Source organism: Ramlibacter sp. MMS24-I3-19, from assembly GCF_050320135.1.
In the GTDB taxonomy this organism is placed as follows: domain Bacteria; phylum Pseudomonadota; class Gammaproteobacteria; order Burkholderiales; family Burkholderiaceae_C; genus Ramlibacter.
In genome coordinates, this window is record NZ_CP190017.1 from 1736523 (window position 1) to 1754483 (window position 17961).

Annotated in this window: 25 protein-coding genes; 11 read left to right on the top strand and 14 right to left on the bottom strand. The window is 69.7% G+C overall.

Annotated features, from left to right (window positions below; genetic code table 11):
* Positions 1-67: 67 nt before the first annotated feature.
* Positions 68-625: a DUF305 domain-containing protein gene (locus tag ACPWT1_RS08670; RefSeq protein WP_427914969.1), complete on the top strand. Its 558-nt coding sequence runs from the start codon at positions 68-70 to the stop codon at positions 623-625.
* A 49-nt stretch (positions 626-674) separates the two neighbouring features.
* On the opposite strand, the gene ACPWT1_RS08675 is transcribed toward ACPWT1_RS08670, so the two are convergent.
* Both ACPWT1_RS08675 and ACPWT1_RS08680 read right to left on the bottom strand, forming a co-directional pair.
* On the bottom strand, positions 675-1613 hold the full coding sequence (locus ACPWT1_RS08675) for a 1-phosphofructokinase family hexose kinase (protein ID WP_427914970.1): 939 nt from the start codon (positions 1611-1613) through the stop codon (positions 675-677).
* A gap of 9 nt (positions 1614-1622) precedes the next feature.
* Positions 1623-2147: a CBS domain-containing protein gene (locus tag ACPWT1_RS08680; protein WP_427914971.1), complete on the bottom strand. Its 525-nt coding sequence runs from the start codon at positions 2145-2147 to the stop codon at positions 1623-1625.
* Between the two features lie 166 nt (positions 2148-2313).
* Here ACPWT1_RS08680 and ACPWT1_RS08685 point away from each other — a divergent pair, with 166 nt between their 5' ends.
* Together ACPWT1_RS08685 and ACPWT1_RS08690 are read left to right on the top strand one after the other, a co-directional pair.
* Positions 2314-3156, top strand: a complete 843-nt coding sequence (locus ACPWT1_RS08685) for a universal stress protein (protein ID WP_427914972.1) — start codon at positions 2314-2316, stop codon at positions 3154-3156.
* A 10-nt stretch (positions 3157-3166) separates the two neighbouring features.
* Complete coding sequence (locus tag ACPWT1_RS08690; protein WP_427914973.1) at positions 3167-3535, top strand: CBS domain-containing protein; 369 nt, start codon at positions 3167-3169, stop codon at positions 3533-3535.
* 11 nt (positions 3536-3546) lie between these two features.
* Here ACPWT1_RS08690 and ACPWT1_RS08695 read toward each other — a convergent pair whose 3' ends face one another.
* Complete coding sequence (locus ACPWT1_RS08695; protein WP_427914974.1) at positions 3547-4512, bottom strand: AAA family ATPase; 966 nt, start codon at positions 4510-4512, stop codon at positions 3547-3549.
* 62 nt (positions 4513-4574) lie between these two features.
* Here ACPWT1_RS08695 and ACPWT1_RS08700 point away from each other — a divergent pair, with 62 nt between their 5' ends.
* Positions 4575-4850 carry a hypothetical protein gene (locus tag ACPWT1_RS08700; protein ID WP_427914975.1) on the top strand — a complete coding sequence of 92 codons (276 nt, stop codon included), beginning with the start codon at positions 4575-4577 and terminating at the stop codon, positions 4848-4850.
* Between the two features lie 134 nt (positions 4851-4984).
* Here the strand turns inward: ACPWT1_RS08700 and ACPWT1_RS08705 are convergent, their stop codons facing one another.
* The 4 genes from ACPWT1_RS08705 to ACPWT1_RS08720 form a co-directional block, all read right to left on the bottom strand.
* On the bottom strand, positions 4985-5491 hold the full coding sequence (locus ACPWT1_RS08705; protein WP_427914976.1) for a flavodoxin family protein: 507 nt from the start codon (positions 5489-5491) through the stop codon (positions 4985-4987).
* A 27-nt stretch (positions 5492-5518) separates the two neighbouring features.
* On the bottom strand, positions 5519-6034 hold the full coding sequence (locus tag ACPWT1_RS08710) for a CBS domain-containing protein (RefSeq protein ID WP_427914977.1): 516 nt from the start codon (positions 6032-6034) through the stop codon (positions 5519-5521).
* A gap of 87 nt (positions 6035-6121) precedes the next feature.
* The gene (locus tag ACPWT1_RS08715; RefSeq protein ID WP_427914978.1) at positions 6122-6550 is read right to left on the bottom strand and encodes a universal stress protein; all 429 of its coding nucleotides are present in this window, start codon (positions 6548-6550) and stop codon (positions 6122-6124) included.
* 17 nt (positions 6551-6567) lie between these two features.
* A complete protein-coding gene (locus ACPWT1_RS08720; protein ID WP_427914979.1) occupies positions 6568-6963 on the bottom strand; it encodes a cytochrome C in 396 nt (131 codons plus the stop codon).
* Between the two features lie 518 nt (positions 6964-7481).
* On the opposite strand from ACPWT1_RS08720, the gene ACPWT1_RS08725 reads away from it, so the two are divergent.
* Positions 7482-7949, top strand: a complete 468-nt coding sequence (locus ACPWT1_RS08725) for a host attachment protein (protein ID WP_427914980.1) — start codon at positions 7482-7484, stop codon at positions 7947-7949.
* Positions 7950-8044: 95 nt separating this feature from the next.
* On the opposite strand, the gene ACPWT1_RS08730 is transcribed toward ACPWT1_RS08725, so the two are convergent.
* Entirely contained in the window at positions 8045-8926 is an 882-nt protein-coding gene (locus tag ACPWT1_RS08730; protein ID WP_427914981.1) for an MBL fold metallo-hydrolase, read from the bottom strand.
* Positions 8927-9013: 87 nt separating this feature from the next.
* On the opposite strand from ACPWT1_RS08730, the gene ACPWT1_RS08735 reads away from it, so the two are divergent.
* The 5 genes from ACPWT1_RS08735 to ACPWT1_RS08755 are packed head-to-tail and all read left to right on the top strand — an operon-like array spanning position 9014 to position 11303.
* Positions 9014-9334, top strand: coding sequence for a metalloregulator ArsR/SmtB family transcription factor (locus ACPWT1_RS08735; protein ID WP_427914982.1), 321 nt, complete (start codon positions 9014-9016; stop codon positions 9332-9334).
* A 3-nt stretch (positions 9335-9337) separates the two neighbouring features.
* A complete protein-coding gene (locus tag ACPWT1_RS08740; protein WP_427914983.1) occupies positions 9338-9772 on the top strand; it encodes a YeeE/YedE family protein in 435 nt (144 codons plus the stop codon).
* Between the two features lie 9 nt (positions 9773-9781).
* Complete coding sequence (locus ACPWT1_RS08745; RefSeq protein WP_427914984.1) at positions 9782-10219, top strand: DUF6691 family protein; 438 nt, start codon at positions 9782-9784, stop codon at positions 10217-10219.
* Positions 10216-10866, top strand: coding sequence for a DUF599 domain-containing protein (locus tag ACPWT1_RS08750; RefSeq protein ID WP_427914985.1), 651 nt, complete (start codon positions 10216-10218; stop codon positions 10864-10866). Before ACPWT1_RS08745 ends, ACPWT1_RS08750 begins: the two co-directional genes overlap by 4 nt.
* A gap of 44 nt (positions 10867-10910) precedes the next feature.
* The gene (locus ACPWT1_RS08755; RefSeq protein WP_427914986.1) at positions 10911-11303 is read left to right on the top strand and encodes a DUF302 domain-containing protein; all 393 of its coding nucleotides are present in this window, start codon (positions 10911-10913) and stop codon (positions 11301-11303) included.
* A 107-nt stretch (positions 11304-11410) separates the two neighbouring features.
* Here the strand turns inward: ACPWT1_RS08755 and ACPWT1_RS08760 are convergent, their stop codons facing one another.
* From ACPWT1_RS08760 to ACPWT1_RS08770, 3 genes are read right to left on the bottom strand one after another with little or no spacing between them, the layout of a single operon-like run.
* A complete protein-coding gene (locus tag ACPWT1_RS08760) occupies positions 11411-11968 on the bottom strand; it encodes a cytochrome b (RefSeq protein WP_427914987.1) in 558 nt (185 codons plus the stop codon).
* A 20-nt stretch (positions 11969-11988) separates the two neighbouring features.
* On the bottom strand, positions 11989-12786 hold the full coding sequence (locus ACPWT1_RS08765; RefSeq protein WP_427914988.1) for a hypothetical protein: 798 nt from the start codon (positions 12784-12786) through the stop codon (positions 11989-11991).
* A gap of 48 nt (positions 12787-12834) precedes the next feature.
* Positions 12835-14094 carry a family 1 glycosylhydrolase gene (locus tag ACPWT1_RS08770; RefSeq protein ID WP_427914989.1) on the bottom strand — a complete coding sequence of 420 codons (1260 nt, stop codon included), beginning with the start codon at positions 14092-14094 and terminating at the stop codon, positions 12835-12837.
* A gap of 181 nt (positions 14095-14275) precedes the next feature.
* Here ACPWT1_RS08770 and ACPWT1_RS08775 point away from each other — a divergent pair, with 181 nt between their 5' ends.
* Positions 14276-14704 carry a hypothetical protein gene (locus ACPWT1_RS08775; RefSeq protein WP_427914990.1) on the top strand — a complete coding sequence of 143 codons (429 nt, stop codon included), beginning with the start codon at positions 14276-14278 and terminating at the stop codon, positions 14702-14704.
* On the opposite strand, the gene ppsA is transcribed toward ACPWT1_RS08775, so the two are convergent.
* From ppsA to ACPWT1_RS08790, 3 genes are read right to left on the bottom strand one after another with little or no spacing between them, the layout of a single operon-like run.
* Entirely contained in the window at positions 14701-17103 is a 2403-nt protein-coding gene (ppsA, locus tag ACPWT1_RS08780) for a phosphoenolpyruvate synthase (protein ID WP_427914991.1), read from the bottom strand. The genes ACPWT1_RS08775 and ppsA overlap by 4 nt on opposite strands.
* Before the next feature lie 15 nt (positions 17104-17118).
* Positions 17119-17364, bottom strand: coding sequence for a hypothetical protein (locus ACPWT1_RS08785; RefSeq protein ID WP_427914992.1), 246 nt, complete (start codon positions 17362-17364; stop codon positions 17119-17121).
* 39 nt (positions 17365-17403) lie between these two features.
* A complete protein-coding gene (locus ACPWT1_RS08790; RefSeq protein ID WP_427914993.1) occupies positions 17404-17856 on the bottom strand; it encodes a pyridoxamine 5'-phosphate oxidase family protein in 453 nt (150 codons plus the stop codon).
* Positions 17857-17961: the final 105 nt, after the last annotated feature.

Here is a 17961-nt window from a genome sequence, read left to right on the forward strand (position 1 = left end):
GCGTCCGACGGACCACGGGCGCGGCGCTCCCTAGATTGGTGGGTCGCCGCATCTGAATGGAGAGTCGATGAACGCAGGGACCATGCCGCGCCACGAGAGGCGCCACCACGAGAGGCGCACCGCTGCGCAGGACCACAAGCATTCGCGGCAGCGCAGCCCGGCCGGCGCGATGGCGATGGGCGGCTATGGCCGTTTCGCCGCCATGGTGGCCACGTCGACGGCGATCGGGTTCGCAGCGACGTATCTCAACGTGTTCGAGCTCGACCACGTCTTCTTCAGCTGGACGAGGCTGTTCATGGCGATCGTCATGGGCGGTGTCATGACGGCCGTGATGATGCTGTTCATGTGGGGGATGTATCCCAACAAGCGCGCGAACTGGGCCGTGATGGGCGTCGCGGTGGCGCTCTTCGCCGCAGGCGTCGCGCTCGCGCGCAGCCAGGCCACCGTGGACGACGTGAGCTACATGAAGGCGATGATCCCGCACCACTCGATCGCCATCATGACCAGCTCGAGGGCCCGCATCGAGGATCCACGGGTGCGCAAGCTCGCCGACGGCATCATCGAGACGCAGAAGCGCGAGATCGCCGAGATGAAGCAGTTGATCTCCGACTTGCAAGGCCGGTGACGCGCTCGCGCCGCGCGGCGCGATACGCCTCAAAGGGCGGCAAGGACTCCTACAGCGATTGCACCTGGACCTGCGGCCGCAGGCGCTCCACGTCGCCAGCGTCGCAGAGCGACGTGCCGTTGTGCAGGACCGTGGCTGCCCCGGCGGCAGTGGCCGTGCGCAGCGCTTCGTGCATCCCGCGGCCATTCGCCATCTCGTGCACGAGCCCGGCCAGGAAGCTGTCGCCGGCGCCGACGGTGCCTGCGGCGCGCACCTGCAGCGCCGGGGCATGCAGGGCGACCTCGTTCGTGACCAGCACGGCGCCCTGGCTTCCGAGGGTCAGGGCGACCATGCCTGCACGTCCACTGGCCACGAGTGAGCGGCAAGCGGCGACGCGCTCCTGCAGGGTGTCGAGTTGTGCCCCCGTGAGCTCGCGCATCTCGTGCAGGCTCGGCTTCACCACGTCGACGCCGGATTCGAGCGCCGCCGCCAGTGCCGGGCCCGACCCGTCGAGCGCCACGATGCATCCGCGGCTGCGCGCCGAGTGGGCGAGGCGTGCATGGAAATCCGTTTCACAGTCGGTGGGCAGGCTGCCGCTGAGCACCACGTAGCGAGGCGCCGGCTGGACCGTGGCGACATGCGCCGTGATCGCCTCGATGGCGCTCGGGGGCAGGGCCGGAGCGGGCGGCACGAACCTGTATTCGCGACCCGTGTCGGTCTCGGCCACCGCCCATGCACGCCGCGTGTCACCGGCGCCGGCCACCGCGAGCACCGGAAGCTGCTCGTGGTCCAGCAAGGCTGCCAGCGCAGTTCCCGTCGGCCCGCTGGCCACGTGCAGGGCCAGGACGTCGGTGCCCAGCCTGTGCAGCACGCGGGCCACGTTGATGCCGCCGCCGCCCGGCTGGTGCAGGGGCGGGGTGCAGCGCAGCTTGGCTTCGGGAACGAGCCGTGGCGTCGTGGTCCAGGTGTCGACCGAGGGACCGAGCGTGATGGTCAGTACCGCTGCCATGGCCGGCACTCACGCCGGCCGGCGCTGGATGGCGCCGAGGCTGGAGCCGAGGGCCTGCACCTGCGCGGCCATGTGGCCGACGAGGTCGTCGAGCGTGAGCATGCCCAGCAACTCGCGCGACGGTCCCACCACGGGCAGCCGGCGCACGCCGCGGGCCTGCATCATCGACAGCAACTGGTGCGCGGGATCCTCGGCGCGGGCGGCGACGACGTCGCGGGTCATGATCTCCCCGAGCGTGCATTTGTCGGGATCGGTGCCCGTCGCGACGCAGGACGTGGTGATGTCGCGGTCGGTGACGATGCCGGCGACCGTCTGCTGCGACGACGGCCCGTCCTCGACGACCACGACGGCGCCGACCCGCTCGTCACGCATCAGCCGCGCCGCTTCGCGCACGCGCGTGGATGGCGGCGCGGTGATCACGGCGCGATGGCAGACCTCCAGCGCGCACGGATGCTGCACGGACGCGTGGAGGGCGGGGCTGTGCTGGGCCGCGTAGAAGGTCGGGCAGGCGGCGGCGGTGCGGGGGATGCTCATGGTTGCTCCGGAGACCCGTCGAGGGTGCCGCAGGCGCACCGGGGCTGCCTTGCGTTGCGTCAACCCCGGTGCGTGCACGCGCCAGCCATCGTCAGTTGAGCGCCGTCAATTCGCCGTCGCGGGCCGCGCCTAGATTGGCCGGACATCGTGGGAAAGGACATCCGTCATGACGACCGACTGGCGCAACATCATCATCCACCTGGAAGGCGCGGAAGGGGCCGCCAACCGGCTCCTGGTCGCACGGAAGGTGGCGCTCGCCCATGAGGCGCGCCTGTCCGCGCTGCATGCAGCGCTGCCCGCGGGCCTGCTGGTGCCCCAGGTCGGCGCGGGCATGGGCGAGATCGCGCTCGCGATGGGGCAGCTCGACATCGAGCGCCGCGACGGTTCGCGGGGCGCCTTCGACGTGGTGCTCCGCCAGGCGGGCATGGACGCTTCCTGGGCCGAGCTGACGGAGGTCAGCGCCGACGAGAACTTCATCCGCTGCGCCATGCTCGCGGACCTGGTCGTGCTCGGCCAGCCGCAACCCGACCTTGCATCGCGCGGCATGCCCGTTTCGTTCGTGCCACACGTCCTGGCACGCTGCGGTCGACCTTGCCTCGTGGTGCCGCATTCGATGCGGATCGACGACGGTCCGGTGAAGACCGTGGTCGTCGCGTGGAAGGAGACGCCCGAATCGGTCCGGGCCGTGGTCGGCGCGCTGCCGTTGCTGCGCCAGGCGACCCGGGTGCACGTGCTGACCTGGGGCGGCAAGGACCTGCCCGCACGCGGGCCGCTGCCGGACATGCCGGCCTGGCTGCGCACCCAGGGTGTCCAGGCGAGCGTCGCGCACGAGGCGGGCGAGGAGCCGCGCGATCTCGGCGAGCTCCTGCTCTCCCGCTGCGCCGACCTCGGCGCCGACGTGCTGGTGATGGGCTGCTACGGCCACAGCCGCGCGCGCGAATGGCTGCTGGGCGGGGTGACGCGCACGCTGCTGTCGTCCATGACGCTACCCGTGCTCATGGCGCACTGACGGAGCCGCCGTGGACCTCGTCACCGTGAGCAGCAGGGCGCGGCCCCAGGCGTGGACGGTGCGCCCGGAGGACACGCTGGAGTCCGCCGGCCGCGGGCTGGTGGAGCGGAGGCTGCACTGGGCACCCGTGGTCGACACGTCCGGCGCGGTGCTCGCCGTGCTGAGCGCCTGGGACCTGCTGCGCTTCGCGGTCGAAGGCCGGCCCGGGTCGATGCCGGTGTGGCAGGCGTGCACCTACCGGCCGGTCTCGGTCGCCCCGGAAACGCCGCTGGCCGAGGCGTCCCGAATCATGCGTGAACTGAAAATGCACCACCTGCCGGTGCTGTCCTCCGATGGCCGGCTGGTGGCCGTGCTCTCGTCGCTGGACCTGCTCGACTGAAGACGCACGCCTCACGCGGCGATCACCTGCCGGCAGCAGGAAGCCTCCGACGCATCGAGCGATTCGCCCCTGGCCTGCAGCGTCGCGAGGACGGCCGCATCGGCCTCCGACACATCCCCGGCGCGGGCGCGCAGCCGGGACCGCAGCACGTCGGGTGGCGCCTCGCAGGACACGATCGAGAACGGGACCTCCAGGGACCGGGCCAGCGCGCGGGCCTGCTCGCGTTGCCGGCGTTGCAGGAAGGCGGCGTCGAGGATCACCGGGAAGCCGGCGGCGAGTGCGATGCGCGCCCGCTCCAGCAGCCGCGCGTAGGTGTGCTCACTGGCCGACGGCGTGTAGATGTCGACGCCGCACGCGCGCGAGGATGCCTGCGCCGGGATGTCGAACAGGCGCTTGCGCTCGACGTCGGAGCGCAGCCGGATCGCGCGTTGCCGCTCCAGCAGCTGCTGCGAGACGAACGTCTTTCCGGAGCCGGGCAGGCCGTGCATGATGGTCAGCTGCTTCGGGGCCGGTTGGGTCCACTCCCGGGCGTCGTCGAGGTAGGTGCGCGCGGCGCCGGCGCGGTGGGGGTGGCGCATCAGGGCCGCGAGCGCCCGCACCAGCGCGCGCTGGACGACGGCGTGGCGCAGCAAGGGCAGTGCCTCGTGGTCGCCCGTGCCATCGAGCCAGCGGTTCAGCAACCGGAAAGCCAGGTCCCAGCGGCCATGCGCCGCCAGGTCCATGACCGGGAAGGCGGCATCGTCCAGCACGTCGATCCAGCGCAGGGCAGGATCGAATTCGATCGCGTCGAACGCAGCCACGCCGCTGTCCAGCCGCACGATGTTGGCCAGGTGCAGGTCGCCGTGGCATTCGCGAACGTGGCCTCCGGCCTTGCGCAGGTCCCACATGGGCGAGAGCTTCCGCTGCTCGGCGTCGAGCCAGCCATGCAGTGTTCGCGTGCCGGGGCGCGGGCCGATCGCGCGCAGCAGGTTGCGCACGATCGCACGCTTGCACTCGCTGCTGCCGTAGCTGGTGTCGGGGTCGCGGCCGGCGCTTCCCGATGAACCCGCGCCAGCAGGTCGCCCAGCTCGTCGATCTCGACCGGCAGCAGTTGGCCTGCCGCGAGCCGCTCACTGAACAGGGCGCCGTCGTCGAACCGCCGCATGGCGACCGCGTACTCGATGACCGGGCCATCGCCGTCCAGCACGGGCGCCGAGGCGGTGCCGGTGATCGGCACGACGCCGAGATAGAGCCCGCGTGCGAGCCGCGCGTTCACGCGCACTTCCTCGCGACAGCAGTGCAGGCGCTGGGCCAGGCTCGCATAGTCCAGGAATGACGTGCGGATCGGCTTCTTGATCTTGTAGGCGCTCGTTCCGGCGAGCAGCACCCACGAGATGTGTGTCTCGATCAGGTCTGCCGGCAGGCGCGCCGCCAGTCCATGCACGAGCTGTTCGGAGCAGCGGCTGGCGTTCATGCCGGCGCCGTCCGCACCGGCTGCGCGACGGGCTTCACCGCTGCACCATCCAGCTCGTCGCCGAGGTCGAGCAGCCTCGTGGTGGCGGAGCCGTCCTCGATCTCGCGTTGCAGGAAGGCGGCACAGGCGACCGGCGCGTGCCCGAGCAGCTGCGCGACCTCCGCGTACGCGTTGGTGGCGCCGCCTGCGCTCATGGTGGCGAGCACCGCGACGCGCGGCAGCTGGTCCCGGCGTGCGGCGACGAAACTGCGCATCGGGCCCGCAAGCCTGTACATCCAGATGGGCGCCACCAGCACGACGATGTCGAACGCGCGCGGCTCCGCGCCTTCGTACCGGATGGCCGGGTGCCGCCTCAGGAGTGAATCCAGCACGCAGCGCAGCGTGCCGCGCGGGCCAGCGTCCCGCACCTCGCCGAGGGACCAGCCATGGTGGGAGCACAGCAGCTGCGCCACGCGGCGCGCGGTGCCGGTGTACGAGTAGCAGACGACCAGGACGCGGGACATGGCAACTCCTTGCTCACGGGGCAGGTGTCACTGCATCGCCGCCGTCCCGAACGCGGGGAAGACGGGCCGCACGCCAGCGGGCCTGGCCAAGACCTTGCGCTCGCCCTTTTCGCGCTGGATGCCGCCGTGCAGCGCCCGCGCCAAGCCGGCCAGCTCCTGCGAGATGGCAGCCAGCAGGTCGTCGGCCGCGACGAGGCCGACGACCGCGCCATCTTCCTGGACCACGAGCAGCCGCCGCACGCCGGCCTTCTCCATGGCCGCCACCGCTTCGCCGAGGCTGGCACTGGCCTGCACGGCCACCGCAGGCGCCTTGGCGAGATCGCCTGCACGCAGCTGCGTGGCGGGCTGGTCGCGGCCGAGCACGTCCAGCGCCAGGTCGCGATCGGTCAGGATCCCGACGACCCCGGGCGGCTCGTCGCCGTTCACGACCACGAGCGAGCCGACGTGCTCCTCGCACATGAGCGCCGCGGCTTCGCGCACGGAGGCGCGTGCCGGGATGCCGACGACTTCGCGTTCACACAGGCTGGCGATGGTGACGGTCATGGAACCTCCACAAGTTGACGTTGCAATCTAGGCCTCGGCGGCGGCTGCGACATGACGCGGATCAAGGGCCATCGACTCGCCGCGCAATCACCGCACGAGCAGCACCGGCACTGGGGCGAGCCGCAGGATCTCCTCGGCGCCACTGCCCAGCAGCAGGCGGCCGAGTCCGCGCCTGCCGTGGCTGCCGATCACGATCAGGTCCGCCTCCCACGCGCGGGCGTCGGCCGCCACGACGTCGCCCAGCCGGGTGCCGAGGCCGTCGGCACAGTGGACCTCGCATGGCACGCCCGCGACGTCCGCGGGCCGCCGGGCTTCCTCCAGGACGCGATCGGCGCACCGGCGCGCGTCGTCGAGCACGGAGGCGCTGACCTCATAGCCCGTGAGGTAGTCCATCGCGTCGAAGACGTTCAGCAGCCGCAGCCGTGCGCCGTGCTGCAGGGCCAGGTCGACCGCGCTGGCGACCGCCTTGTGCGAGGGTTCACTGCCGTCGACCGGCACCAGGATGCGCGTGTACATGAGGTTCCTCGATGGCTTCAGGGGGCGTGGACAGCGGAGCCGCCGCCGGGATGGCCGGAGGCGCCGGGGGGCGGCGGGAAGCCGTAGTAGCGCTCGTTCAGGAGCCGGGTGACCGCCGTGACGTCATCCTGGCTCCAGTGCAGGCTTTGGACCTCCTGCCAGCGATTCACCTGCGCACGCAGCCCGTCCCAATCCCCGGGAAGGCGCTTGTCGCGCCAGTGGACCTGTTCGGTGTGGCAGGTGACGCAATGGGTTTCGTAGAGCAGCGCAGCGCGGTCGGGCGCATTCGTCTGGGCGGCGACCCCGCGGGCGGCGATGAGGACCAGCAGCCCGAGGAGGGCCAGGCGGAAGAGCCGCCGTTTCCTGGTGCCCCTGTCGTCGACGGGAACGAGGATGCGCTGGAACAGGGCCATGGCGATCTCCTGTGGCGGCCGGAAGACCATGGTGGCGCGGCAGAGCGAGACGGCAGTTGCTTGCGATCAAGCCGCCGCCAAGTTGTCGGTGGCCGGATCCCGATGCGACGGACCTGGAAGTCGGGATGCTCGCCGGCATGCGGGACGTCCGCGAACATCTGCCATGCGACGAGGTAGCGTCCGTCGTCCCATCGCGCCATCTGCGTCGACGACAGCGTGCTGCTGTACAGCCCGGGGCCGAGGCGCTGGCCGACGACGGAGGCGATCACATGCTCGGCACCCGACGGGCTGCAGTCCGCCGCGAAGTGCCGCGACCGCACCTCCACGAGACGCTGCAGGCCTTGTGGTTCCGCGTCGCGCTTCACGACGTACGCGAGGACGAGGATGGAGCCTGTGCATCAGCACCGGTTGACTCAAATCAACCGTGCTCGCGCCCGCCGGCGAGCGCCTGCTTGACGCCTGTCAATTCGTGCGGGCAGGGCGCCACTAGCCTGTGAGAACGCAAGCAAGGAGTCGCCATGGCACAACCGGATTGGGTCCTCATCGCGAACGCGACGCGCGGCTGCGTCTACGAGCGGGCGGCCGACGGGCACCTCCGCCTGGTCCGCAGCTTCGACCACCTGGCGTCGCGACAGCACAGTGCGCAACTGGGCGATGACAAGGCCGGGCGCGAGATCAACCCGAGCGGGTTCGGCGGCGCGGCGTTCGAACGGCGCGCGGACCCCCACCGCAAGGAGCACGAGCGGTTCGCGCGCGAGCTGGCGGCATTCGTGGAACAGGGGGCGCAGGCCGACGCGTTCGCGTCGCTCGCGATCTTCGCGCCCGATCCGTTTCTCGGCGAACTCAGGCACGAGCTCGGTGCCGCCTGCCTGCGGCGCCTGTCGACGGCGCAGGGACCGGACCTGTCGCACGTCGGAATCGCCGAACTCCCGAAGCGCATCGGCAAGGCCCTACACGAACCGGCCCCGCTCGGGCACGGGGCATGACATGGACCCCGGATGGCGCCGTGCTGGTCACCGGCACCGTCGCCGTGCTCGCGATCGGCACGGTCCTCTGCCGGATGGTGATGCCGTGATGGCCATCACGCGCGGTTGCGCGGCAGGGTGTTGAGCGGGATGCGCAGGTACGCCACGCCGTTGTCGTCGGGCGGCGGCAACTGCCCCGCGCGCACGTTCACCTGCATCGAGGGCAGGATCAGGGTCGGCACTTCCAGGGTCGCATCGCGCGCCTCGCGCATCGCGACGAAGTTCTGCTCGGTGATGCCATCCCGCACGTGGATGTTGTGTTCGCGTTCTTCGGCCACGCTGGTTTCCCAGCGCGGCTCGCGCCCCTTCGGCGGGTAGTCGTGGCAGACGAACACGCGCGTGTCGCCCGGCAAGTCGAGGATGCGGCGGATCGAACGGTACAGGGTGTGGGCGTCCCCGCCCGGAAAGTCGGCACGCGCGGTCCCGACATCCGGCATGAACAGGGTGTCGCCGACGAAGACGGCGTCCCCCACCAGGTAGGCCATGTCGGCGGGCGTGTGGCCCGGCACCAGCAATGCGGTCACTTCCAGCTCGCCGATGCGGAACTTCTCGCCGTCCTGCAGCAGGTGGTCGAACTGGCTGCCGTCCGGCAGGAAATTCCGCTCCAGGTTGTACAGCTTCTTGAACGTGGCCTGCACCTCCCGGATCTTCTCGCCGATGGCGATCCGGCCGCCGGCCTGCTGCTGCAGGTAGCGCGCGCCGGACAGGTGGTCGGCATGGGCATGCGTTTCCAGGATCCATTCCACCTTGAGCTGCTGGTCGCGCAAGTACGACAGGATCCGGTCCGCCGACGTGGTGTCGGTGTGGCCCGACTTGAAGTCGAAGTCGAGCACCGGGTCGACGATTGCCGCGAGCCGGGTGGCCTGGTCCGCGATGACATAGGACACCGTCCAGGTTTTCGGGTCGAAGAACGGATGGATGTGGGCGCTGCGTGCCATGACGGACTCCTTTCGACAATGACAGTTTATTGACTGACATTATATTTGGAGATATAATGTTTAGACTGAATCAGATGGAGTGACCTCGTGCCCAAAGCCAAGCTTGCGCCTGATCCCGCCCGGCTGCGCGCCAGCGCGGAGCATGTCGTCGGCGCCCTCAAGCTCCTTGCACATCCCGACCGGCTGCTGCTCCTGTGCACGCTGGCACAGCAGGAAATGTGCGTCGGCGACCTGGAAGAGGCACTGGACATCCGCCAGCCCAGCCTGTCGCAGCAGCTCGCGGTCCTGCGCAACGACGGGGCGGTGTCCACCCGCCGCGACGGCAAGAACATCTTCTACAGCGTGGCCGATCCCTCGCTCGTCGAAGTTCTTCACGTGCTCTACCGCATCTACTGTTCAGAGGAGTAGGACATGACCATCGACTGGAGCTCCTTCACCCCCGCTGCGTCGGCAGCAGGCGGCGTCCTGATCGGGATCGCGGCCGCGCTGTTCGTCCTGTTCAACGGCCGCATCGCTGGCATCAGCGGCATCCTGGGCGGCCTGCTCAAGCCAGCGCGCGGCGACGTTGCGTGGCGTGTCGCCTTCGTGGCCGGGCTCGTCGGCTCGCCGCTCCTCTACATGCTCTTCGCGAACCGCCCGCAGCTGGACATCCAGGCCGGCAATGGCGCATTGGTTGTCGCCGGCCTGCTGGTCGGGATCGGTACGCGCTTCGGGTCCGGCTGCACCAGCGGCCACGGCGTGTGTGGCATCTCGCGCCTGTCACCGCGCTCGCTCGTCGCCACGGCCTCGTTCATGGCCGCGGGTTTCGTCGCCGTGTTCGTTGCCCGGCACCTGCTGGGCGCCTGAGGAAAGCACATGAACCTCCTCTTCTCGCTGCTTGCCGGCGCCGTGTTCGGCATCGGCCTCCTGGTCTCCGGCATGGCCAACCCGGCCAAGGTGCTGGGTTTCCTCGATCTCGGCGGCTCCTGGGATCCGTCGCTGGCCTTCGTGATGGCGGGCGCGATCGCCGTCGGTGCGCTGGCCTTCGCCCTCGCGGGCAAGCGCACGGTGTCATTCCTCGGGGCGCCGATGCGCCTGCCGACCGCGCGCCACATCGATCGTCGCCTGGTGATCGGAAGCCTGCTGTTCGGCGCCGGCTGGGGGATTGCCGGCTTCTGCCCGGGCCCTGCGCTGGTCGCGCTGGGCCTCGGTGAAGGCAAGGCGCTGATCTTCGTGGTCGCGATGCTGGGCGGCATGGTGTTGTTCGAGCTGCTGCAGTCGCGCGGCGGGTCGCAGGCCGCGGTGACGCGATGAGCGACGACGGTTGGCTCGCCGCGGCGGCGACGCTTGCCGCCATCGTGCTGTACGAGCTGTGGCATTCGCTGGCACAGCGGCGACGCCCGCGGGAACTGGCGCGCTCCGCGCATGCCAGCTTGCGCGAGGAATGGTTCAGTGCGCTGTCGGCACAGGCGGGATCCGAGATCCTGGCTGTGCAAACACTGCGCAACTCGCTGATGTCCGCCACCATGACCGCCTCGACCGCCGTCCTGGGCCTCATGGGCAGCATCACGCTGGCGGCGCCTTCGCTGCATGCCACGTTCGATCCATCCCATCCCGTGTCCCAGCTGTTCACGCCACGGCTCCTGGTGGAACTGATGCTCCTGGCGCTGCTGTTCTCGGCGCTGGCGTCGTCGGTGATGGCCGTGCGCTACTACACGCATGCGAGCTTCATCGGTTCGATGCCGACGGGGTCCGCCGCACGGGGACGCTGGGCCGATGCCGGCGGTGCCTACGTGCGCAAGGCCGGCCTCCTCTACAGCTGGAGCCTGCGCAGCCTGCTGCTCATCGTGCCGCTGGTCGCGTACCTGCTGCATGCCTATGCCGGGCCCGCGGCGGCCGTCCTGGTGACCGGCGTCCTCTACGGATTCGATCGCACCATCGCCGCTCCTCCGCAGGCCTGAGCCCTGGCATCAACGTTCTCCTCTCCACCATCGAAAGGCTCACCATGTACGGACAGCACATCACGCTCCCGGGGCCGTTCGCGTCCGCGCTCGACAAGGTCACGGCGGCGCTGAAGGACCAGGGCTTCGGCGTGCTCAGCGACATCGACATCCAGAAGGCGATGAAGGACAAGCTGGGCGTGGACATGCCCGCCTATCGCATCCTCGGCGCCTGCAACCCGCCGCTGGCGCATCGGGCCTTGCAGGCCGAGCCGGAGATCGGCTTGCTGCTGCCCTGCAATGTCACCGTGCGCGAACAGCCGGACGGCCGCGTCGTCGTCGGGTTCCTGGATCCGCAAACGATGGTGCAGCTCACGCCGAATCCAGGCGTCGCGGCCGTGGCCGACGAAGCCGGCCAGCGCCTGCAGCGTGCCCGCGAGGCACTCTCCGGCGGTTGATCACCCGCGTTCCACGCAGAGGCCTTGTCTTGAATGGCCTCATTCCGCTCGCACTGTTTCGCGGGTCCACGCGGTAAGTGCGACGGGGACCGGGCCCTAGGTCGAATTCAGCCGCGCCGTTGATCGCGCCCGAACGGCGGCAGCATCGACCGCAGCACGCCGTCGCGCAGCATGAAGTGGTGGTACAGCGCCGCGAGCGCGTGCAGGCCGGCCAGCCAGAGGATGGCATCGCCCAGCCAGCCGTGCAGTTCGGCGATCCACTCCCCGGTCGCGTGCGACTCGCCCAGCCAGGGCCCGATGTCGCCCACGAGCAGGGTCACCGGATGGCCTTCGAGCCAGGCGCCCGTGATCGCCGTCAGGGGCACCACGAAGAGGAGAAGGTAGAGCACGCCCTGCACCGCCTTCGACGCGAGCCCCATCCAGCGCGGGACGGCCGCCGGGTCGGGCCGTGTATCGACCGCGCGCCACGCGAGCCGCAGGAGGGTCAGCACCAGCACGCACAGTCCGAGTGTCTCGTGCAGGCGGCGCCCCGCATCCCGCGCGGCCGAGTACACGCGCTCTTCGGAGCCGCCCGGCCCGTACAGGAATGCGATGAGGACGAGGATGGCCGTGGTCCAGTGCAGCAGCTGTTCCAGGCCGGAGTAGCGGGTGGTGGTCTTCTTCATGGGTGGATGCTGAACGGTGATCAGTGCGTGTCGTGGCCGATGGGGATGTCGAAGATGGCTTTCACGGTCCATCGGTCGGCGGCGTTCGTGAGGCCGTAGCCCAGGCCGACATTGAACACCCAGGGTTCCCGATCGACATCGAAGGCCAGGTAGAGCCGGTTGTCCTGCTGCTGCCACGGCAAGCCGTGCTGCCAGGCCCCGCGCGAGGTGTAGTACTCGAAGCCGCCGGCCACGCCGCCCACCAGCTTGCGCGCGACCTTCACGCCGAGTTCGAGGTCGGGACCGCCGCCGCGGAAGCCGGGCGACAGGGCGAAGCCGAGGATCGGGTTGACGGCGACGAGCCAGTCCGGGTCGCGCCAGCCCCCGATGAAGCGCGACTCCAGCGTGGTGCGCGACTCCGAGTACCTCCTGCCGAGGTGCGAGAGTTCGAAGTTGACGCCGCCGAAGGCTCCGCGCCCGTTCTCCGGCTGCAGGGGCAGCCACTTCAGGCGCACCTTCGCACCGGCGACGTCCGGGGTCCCGTCGGGACGCAGCAGGGCCGGCACATACAGGCCCAGTTCGGTCGTGCGATTCACGCCCCACGAGAATTCGGGCGTGGTCCGCAGTGCGCCGCGGGGCGGCACCTCGCCCGGGTAGTTCGGGGTCGAGCGTCCCTTCGGCGTGGCATTCACGTGCAGTTCGAGACCGAACTGCCCGGGCGCATTGATGGCGTCGTCATAGACCTGGATCTCGTCCTGCAGGTCGGCCCGGGCGGCGAGCGACAGGCCGAGCGCAAGCCCACCGACGAGCGCAGGAATGGATGTGGAGAGCCTCGGCATCGAGGCAGATGCTAGCGGCGACACGAGCTCGTGTGGCGCCGCTCGCGCTCAGCCGGCAAGCGCGACATAGGTCCTTGGCGAGAGCACCGGCACCTGCAGGCACACGCTCTGCGTGGGCAGCACCCGCGCCCAGTCGGAGACCAGTCGCCGGAAGGCGGTGCCCACCTGGCGGATCTGCCGATCGAGGTCGTACAGGCCGACCGGCTGCACGTGGCCTGCCATCGTGACCAGCCGCGAGTCCCAGTCCACCTGGTCGGTGAGCGAGTACCAGGTGAAGCCCAGCACCGGAATGCCCTCCGCCCGCACGCGCAGCACGTTGGCCCATTGCTTGTGCAGCCACTGCACCGTGGAGTCCCCGCCGTCGCCCTCACGCAGGTTGGTCTCGGCATGCATGACGGGGAGCCTGTAGCGGTCGTGGTAGTCGCGGGCGATCACCGCGTAGCCGAAGATCTCGCCGGAGGGCCGCAAGGTCCCGTCGGGGGCGACCCAGTGCTCGTTGGTCGAGTAGTAGTCGCTGCCCATGATGCAGTGCTGCTTGAGCGTGTTCTCCATGAAGAAGTCGTACTCCTCGCGCGCCATGCCGCTGTCCATCAGGTAGGTGTACATCTCGGAGGAAACGCGCCGGCCGTAGTTGAGGTCCAGCGAGAGGAAGCGCATGGCATTGAGCTTGCCGGCTGCGCGGGCTGCTTCGGGGCTCTCGGGGTGGTACTGCTCGGACGATTCGCTCTGGACGAAGATGGCGTCGGGCCGCTCGCCGACGATCGCGTGCATGGCCAGCACGTTGGCCTTCACGATGTGCTTGAGCGCCGTCACGAAGGGCCTGTCGCCGGTCAGTTGCTCGTTCCACAGGCCTTCGAGCGCGGAGAACTGGGCGCAGATGTACATCTCGTTGACCGGCGTGTACAGCTGGACCCACGGGAAGCGCTGCGTGAAAGCCCGGGCGTAGCCGGCGAACAGTCGTGGAAAGTCGTCGTTCTGGAAGTCGCCGATCCAGTCGGGCACCCCGAAGTGGCAAAGGTCGACGATGGGCACCACGTTCATGCGCAGGAGCTCGGCGAAGACGAGGTCGGTGAACTCCCAGTCGTAGCGGTCAGGGCCCAGCCAGATGCGGTGGATCGGCGGCCCGTAGCGCAGGTGGCGGATGCCCAGGTCGTCCAGCAGCGCCAGGTCGGTGCGCCAGTGCCGGTAGTGGCCACACAGCTCCAGTTCGTCGACCCGGGTGCGCGCCGGACCGATGGTGGGATTGCTGCACTCGATCCCGGTCGCGAACATGAAGCGCGGCTCGTCCATGCTGTGTGGCAGTTTCATGGCTGGCCCTGCTGTCGGTGTCGGATGCGGCCAGCCTACGGTCCCGCCGGGCATCCCCGTTGATCGCAATCAAGTCATGCCCCGGCGGCAGGCCTGGATCGCCTTTGTCGGCATGAATCCGACGGCGAGGCGAGCCGGCCGCCTTCCCGCACCAGGACGGCAGCTCCGACAATGCGTCTCCATGGATCAGGAGGAAGACATTGCGGGGTTGCGCTCGCGCGTCTCGGCGCTGGTCGAGCAGGAAAGCGGATTGCTCAACCAGGCCTTCGAACTCAGTCGTGCCGGTGGCGACCGTCGTGGCGTCGATGCGCTCTTCGCGCAGGTGCAGGCGATCCAGGTCGAACGGAGCCTCCTGAAGAAGCGGATCGGGGAAGTCCTGGGGTCGCATCGCCTGCACATGGCATCGGAAGTCTGGAGGACTGGCATCTACGCCTATCGGCCGGTCGCGGGCGGCGAGAGCCTGCAGGTGAGCGTCACCAAGGAGGCGCTTGGGCTTCACGTGACCCTGCCCGGCCGAAGCGAGCCTGTGCGCATCGAGACCCTCGAGGGCACTTTCGATGGTCCCCTGGCGGGGGACGATGCAGTGGCCTCAGGGAAGAAGCCGGCCTAGTCGCAGCTCCCGGCGTCGCGCTCCGCGCGCGCGACCTCCCGCGCGGCGGCAACGAAGCTGTCCGGGTTCAGCGAGATCGAGTCGATGCCCTGCTCGACGAGGAAGCGGGCGAACTCGGGACGGTTGCTCGGCGCCTGCCCGCACAGGCCGATCCTGATGCCCGCCGCATGCGCCCTGGCGATCGCCTCCGAGATCAGCGTCGTCACTGCTTCGTTGCGCTCGTCGAACAGGGGCGCGAGATCGGCGGAATCACGGTCCACGCCGAGCGTGAGTTGCGTGAGGTCGTTCGAGCCGATCGAGAAGCCGTCGAAGCGCCGCGCGAACTGCGCCGCGAGGATCACGTTCGACGGGATCTCGCACATCACGTAGACCTGCAGGCCGGCCTCGCCGCGGCGCAGGCCGTTCTCCGCCATCACCGCCAGCACGCGGTCCGCCTCTTCGGGCGTGCGGCAGAACGGGACCATCACGACCACGTTGGAGAAGCCGAACGTCTCGCGCACCCGCGCCAGGGCCCTGCATTCGAGCGCGAAGCCGGGCTGGTACCGTGGGTCGTAGTACCGCGACGCACCGCGCCATCCGAGCATCGGGTTTTCCTCCTTCGGTTCGAAGGCGGCGCCGCCCAGCAGGCCGGCGTACTCGTTGGTCTTGAAGTCGCTCAGGCGCACGATCACCGGGTGGGGATGGAACGGCGCGGCGAGCTTCGCGATGCCGCGCGCCAGCGTGTCGATGAAGTACTCGGCACCGCTGCCATGGGCCCGCACCAGCGCTTCGACCGCGCGCCGATCCGCGGCATCCGCGATGCGTTCGGGCTGCAGAAGTGCCATCGGGTGCGCCCGCACCACGTTGCTGATGATGAACTCCAGCCGCGCCAGGCCCACGCCGCGTGCCGGCAGGCGCCACCAGCGGAACGCGCCGCCCGGGCTGGCCATGTTGACCATCATGGCCGTCCGCGTCTTCGGGATGGAGGCCAGGTCGACCTCCTCGGCCTCGAAGGGCAGCGTGCCGGCGTAGACGGTGCCCTGTTCGCCTTCCGCGCACGAGAGCGTGACGGCGTCCCCGTCCCGCAGGACGACGGTGCCGCGCCCCGTGCCGACGATGGCGGGCACGCCCAGCTCGCGGCTGACGATCGCCGCATGGCTGGTCACGCCGCCATGGTCGGTCACGATGCCGGCGGCGCGCTTCATCACCGGCACCCAGTCGGGATCCGTCGCTTCGGTGACAAGGATCGCGCCGTCGCGGAAGCGCGCGATGTCCTGCGGATGCCGGATGACGCACGTGGTGCCTGTTGCCACGCCCTCGCCGGCGGCGGCGCCAGTCACCAGCGGCGTGCCGCGCGCCTTCAGGCGCCACGTCCTGAGGACGGCGCCGTGGCGTCGCGACTGGACCGTCTCCGGGCGGGCCTGGACCAGGTACAGCTCGCCGGTCTCGCCATCCTTGGCCCACTCCATGTCCATGGCGCACCGGTAGTGCGCCTCCACCGCGACGGACCATCGGGCCAGCTGCAGGATTTCGGGGTCCGACAGCACGAACTGCTGGCGCTCCCGCTGCGTCGTTGCCACGTCGGCGGTACGCGCGCTGCCGCCGGTGGCGTACACCAGCTTGTGCTCCTTGCCGCCGAGCGTCTTCTCCACGATGGGCACCAGCTTCGGATCGGCCAGCAGCGGCTTGAACACGACGTACTTGTCGGGGTCCACCGTGCCTTGCACGACCGTCTCACCCAGTCCCCACGCAGCGCTGATGACGGCCACGCGCGGGAAGCCGGTTTCGGTGTCGATCGAGAACATCACGCCGGAGCCGCCGAGGTCGGACCGGACCATCTGCTGCACGCCCACGGAGAGGGCGATTCCCAGATGGTCGAAGCCCTTGGCCTGGCGGTAGGCGATCGCACGGTCGGTGAACAGCGACGCATAGCAGCGGCGGCACGCATCGAGCAGGTCGCGCTCGCCGCGCACGTTGAGAAAGGTTTCCTGCTGCCCGGCGAAGCTGGCATCGGGCAGGTCCTCGGCCGTGGCGCTCGAACGCACGGCCACCGCGGCTTCGGCCGTGCCGGTGCGACGCGAGAGCTCCCGGTAGGCGTGCCGGATCTCGTCGGCGATGACGGAAGGGAATTCGCCGTCCAGCAGGAGCCGCCGCGCCGCCTCGCCGGTGTGCTGCAAGGTTGCTTCGCCGCGCTCGAGGGCTGCGAGCAGCGCTCGCAGCCGAGGTGCAATCTCGTTGGCCTGCAGGTAGGCGCGATACGCCTGCGCGGTCGTGGCGAAGCCGGCGGGCACGCGCACGCCTGCCTCGGCCAGCTGGCGGATCAACTCCCCGAGCGAGGCATTCTTGCCGCCAACCTTGGGCACGTCGTCGTTGCCCACGGTCTCGAGCCAGGCGACGTGGTCGCGAGCGCTTGTCGTCATGGATGCCTCCTGGAGTCAGCAATCGGGCACCGCGCCGTCGCGCAGGTCGTCCACCATCCGGGCAATCAGCTCGCGGTGCTGGAGGAGGACCCCGAGGCTCTGGCGCATCGCCAGCAGCACGCGCTCGGCGAGGGACACGTCGTGTCCCAGCCGGCGCTGCTCTTCGACGTGGGTGTCCAGCGCGAGCACGCGGCGCTCCGCCGCCGCGATGTGCCGGTCGGCGATCCTGAGCTGGTCGCGCTCGTACGCAATGCGGGACATCGCAAGCTCACGTCCGGAGAGCGTCGGCAGCCTGCCGCATCAGCAGGCGACCAGGTCGGTGTGGCCGAACCCCAGCGAGTAATCGAGCACGGAGACCACGACTGGCGTGACACGGAAGATGCGGACATCGTCCGGCCCCGGCATCGCCATGGGCAACGGAGACGAGTCGGGGTACTTCAGCGGCAGCATTCGCAGGACGTTCTCTGCTTCCGCGCGGTCGGTCACGAGCTGCGCCCGTGCAGCCATCGACAGGCCCGTGATCGCCATCAGGTCGGGGGTGTCGTGGTCGATGGTCAGCGACACGCGCGCGTCGCGCGCCAGGTTGTGCGCCTTCTGGCTGTCCAGCCCGCAGAGGAACCACAGCGTGAGCCCTTCGTTGACGTAGCCCACGGTCGTTGCCTGCGGCCAGCCGTCCTGGCGCAGGGTGGCCAGGGACATGATGCGGTGCTCGTCAAGGAGCTTGAGGATCTTGCGCCGGATCGCGTTGTCCATCGGGGCCTCCATCGCGCCAGGGAAGGCGTGCTTCGATCTTGGGCGAGATGCCGAACGCCAACTTGAGCGGCGTCAACCGGCAAGCTGCCAGGCAGCTGCAACACT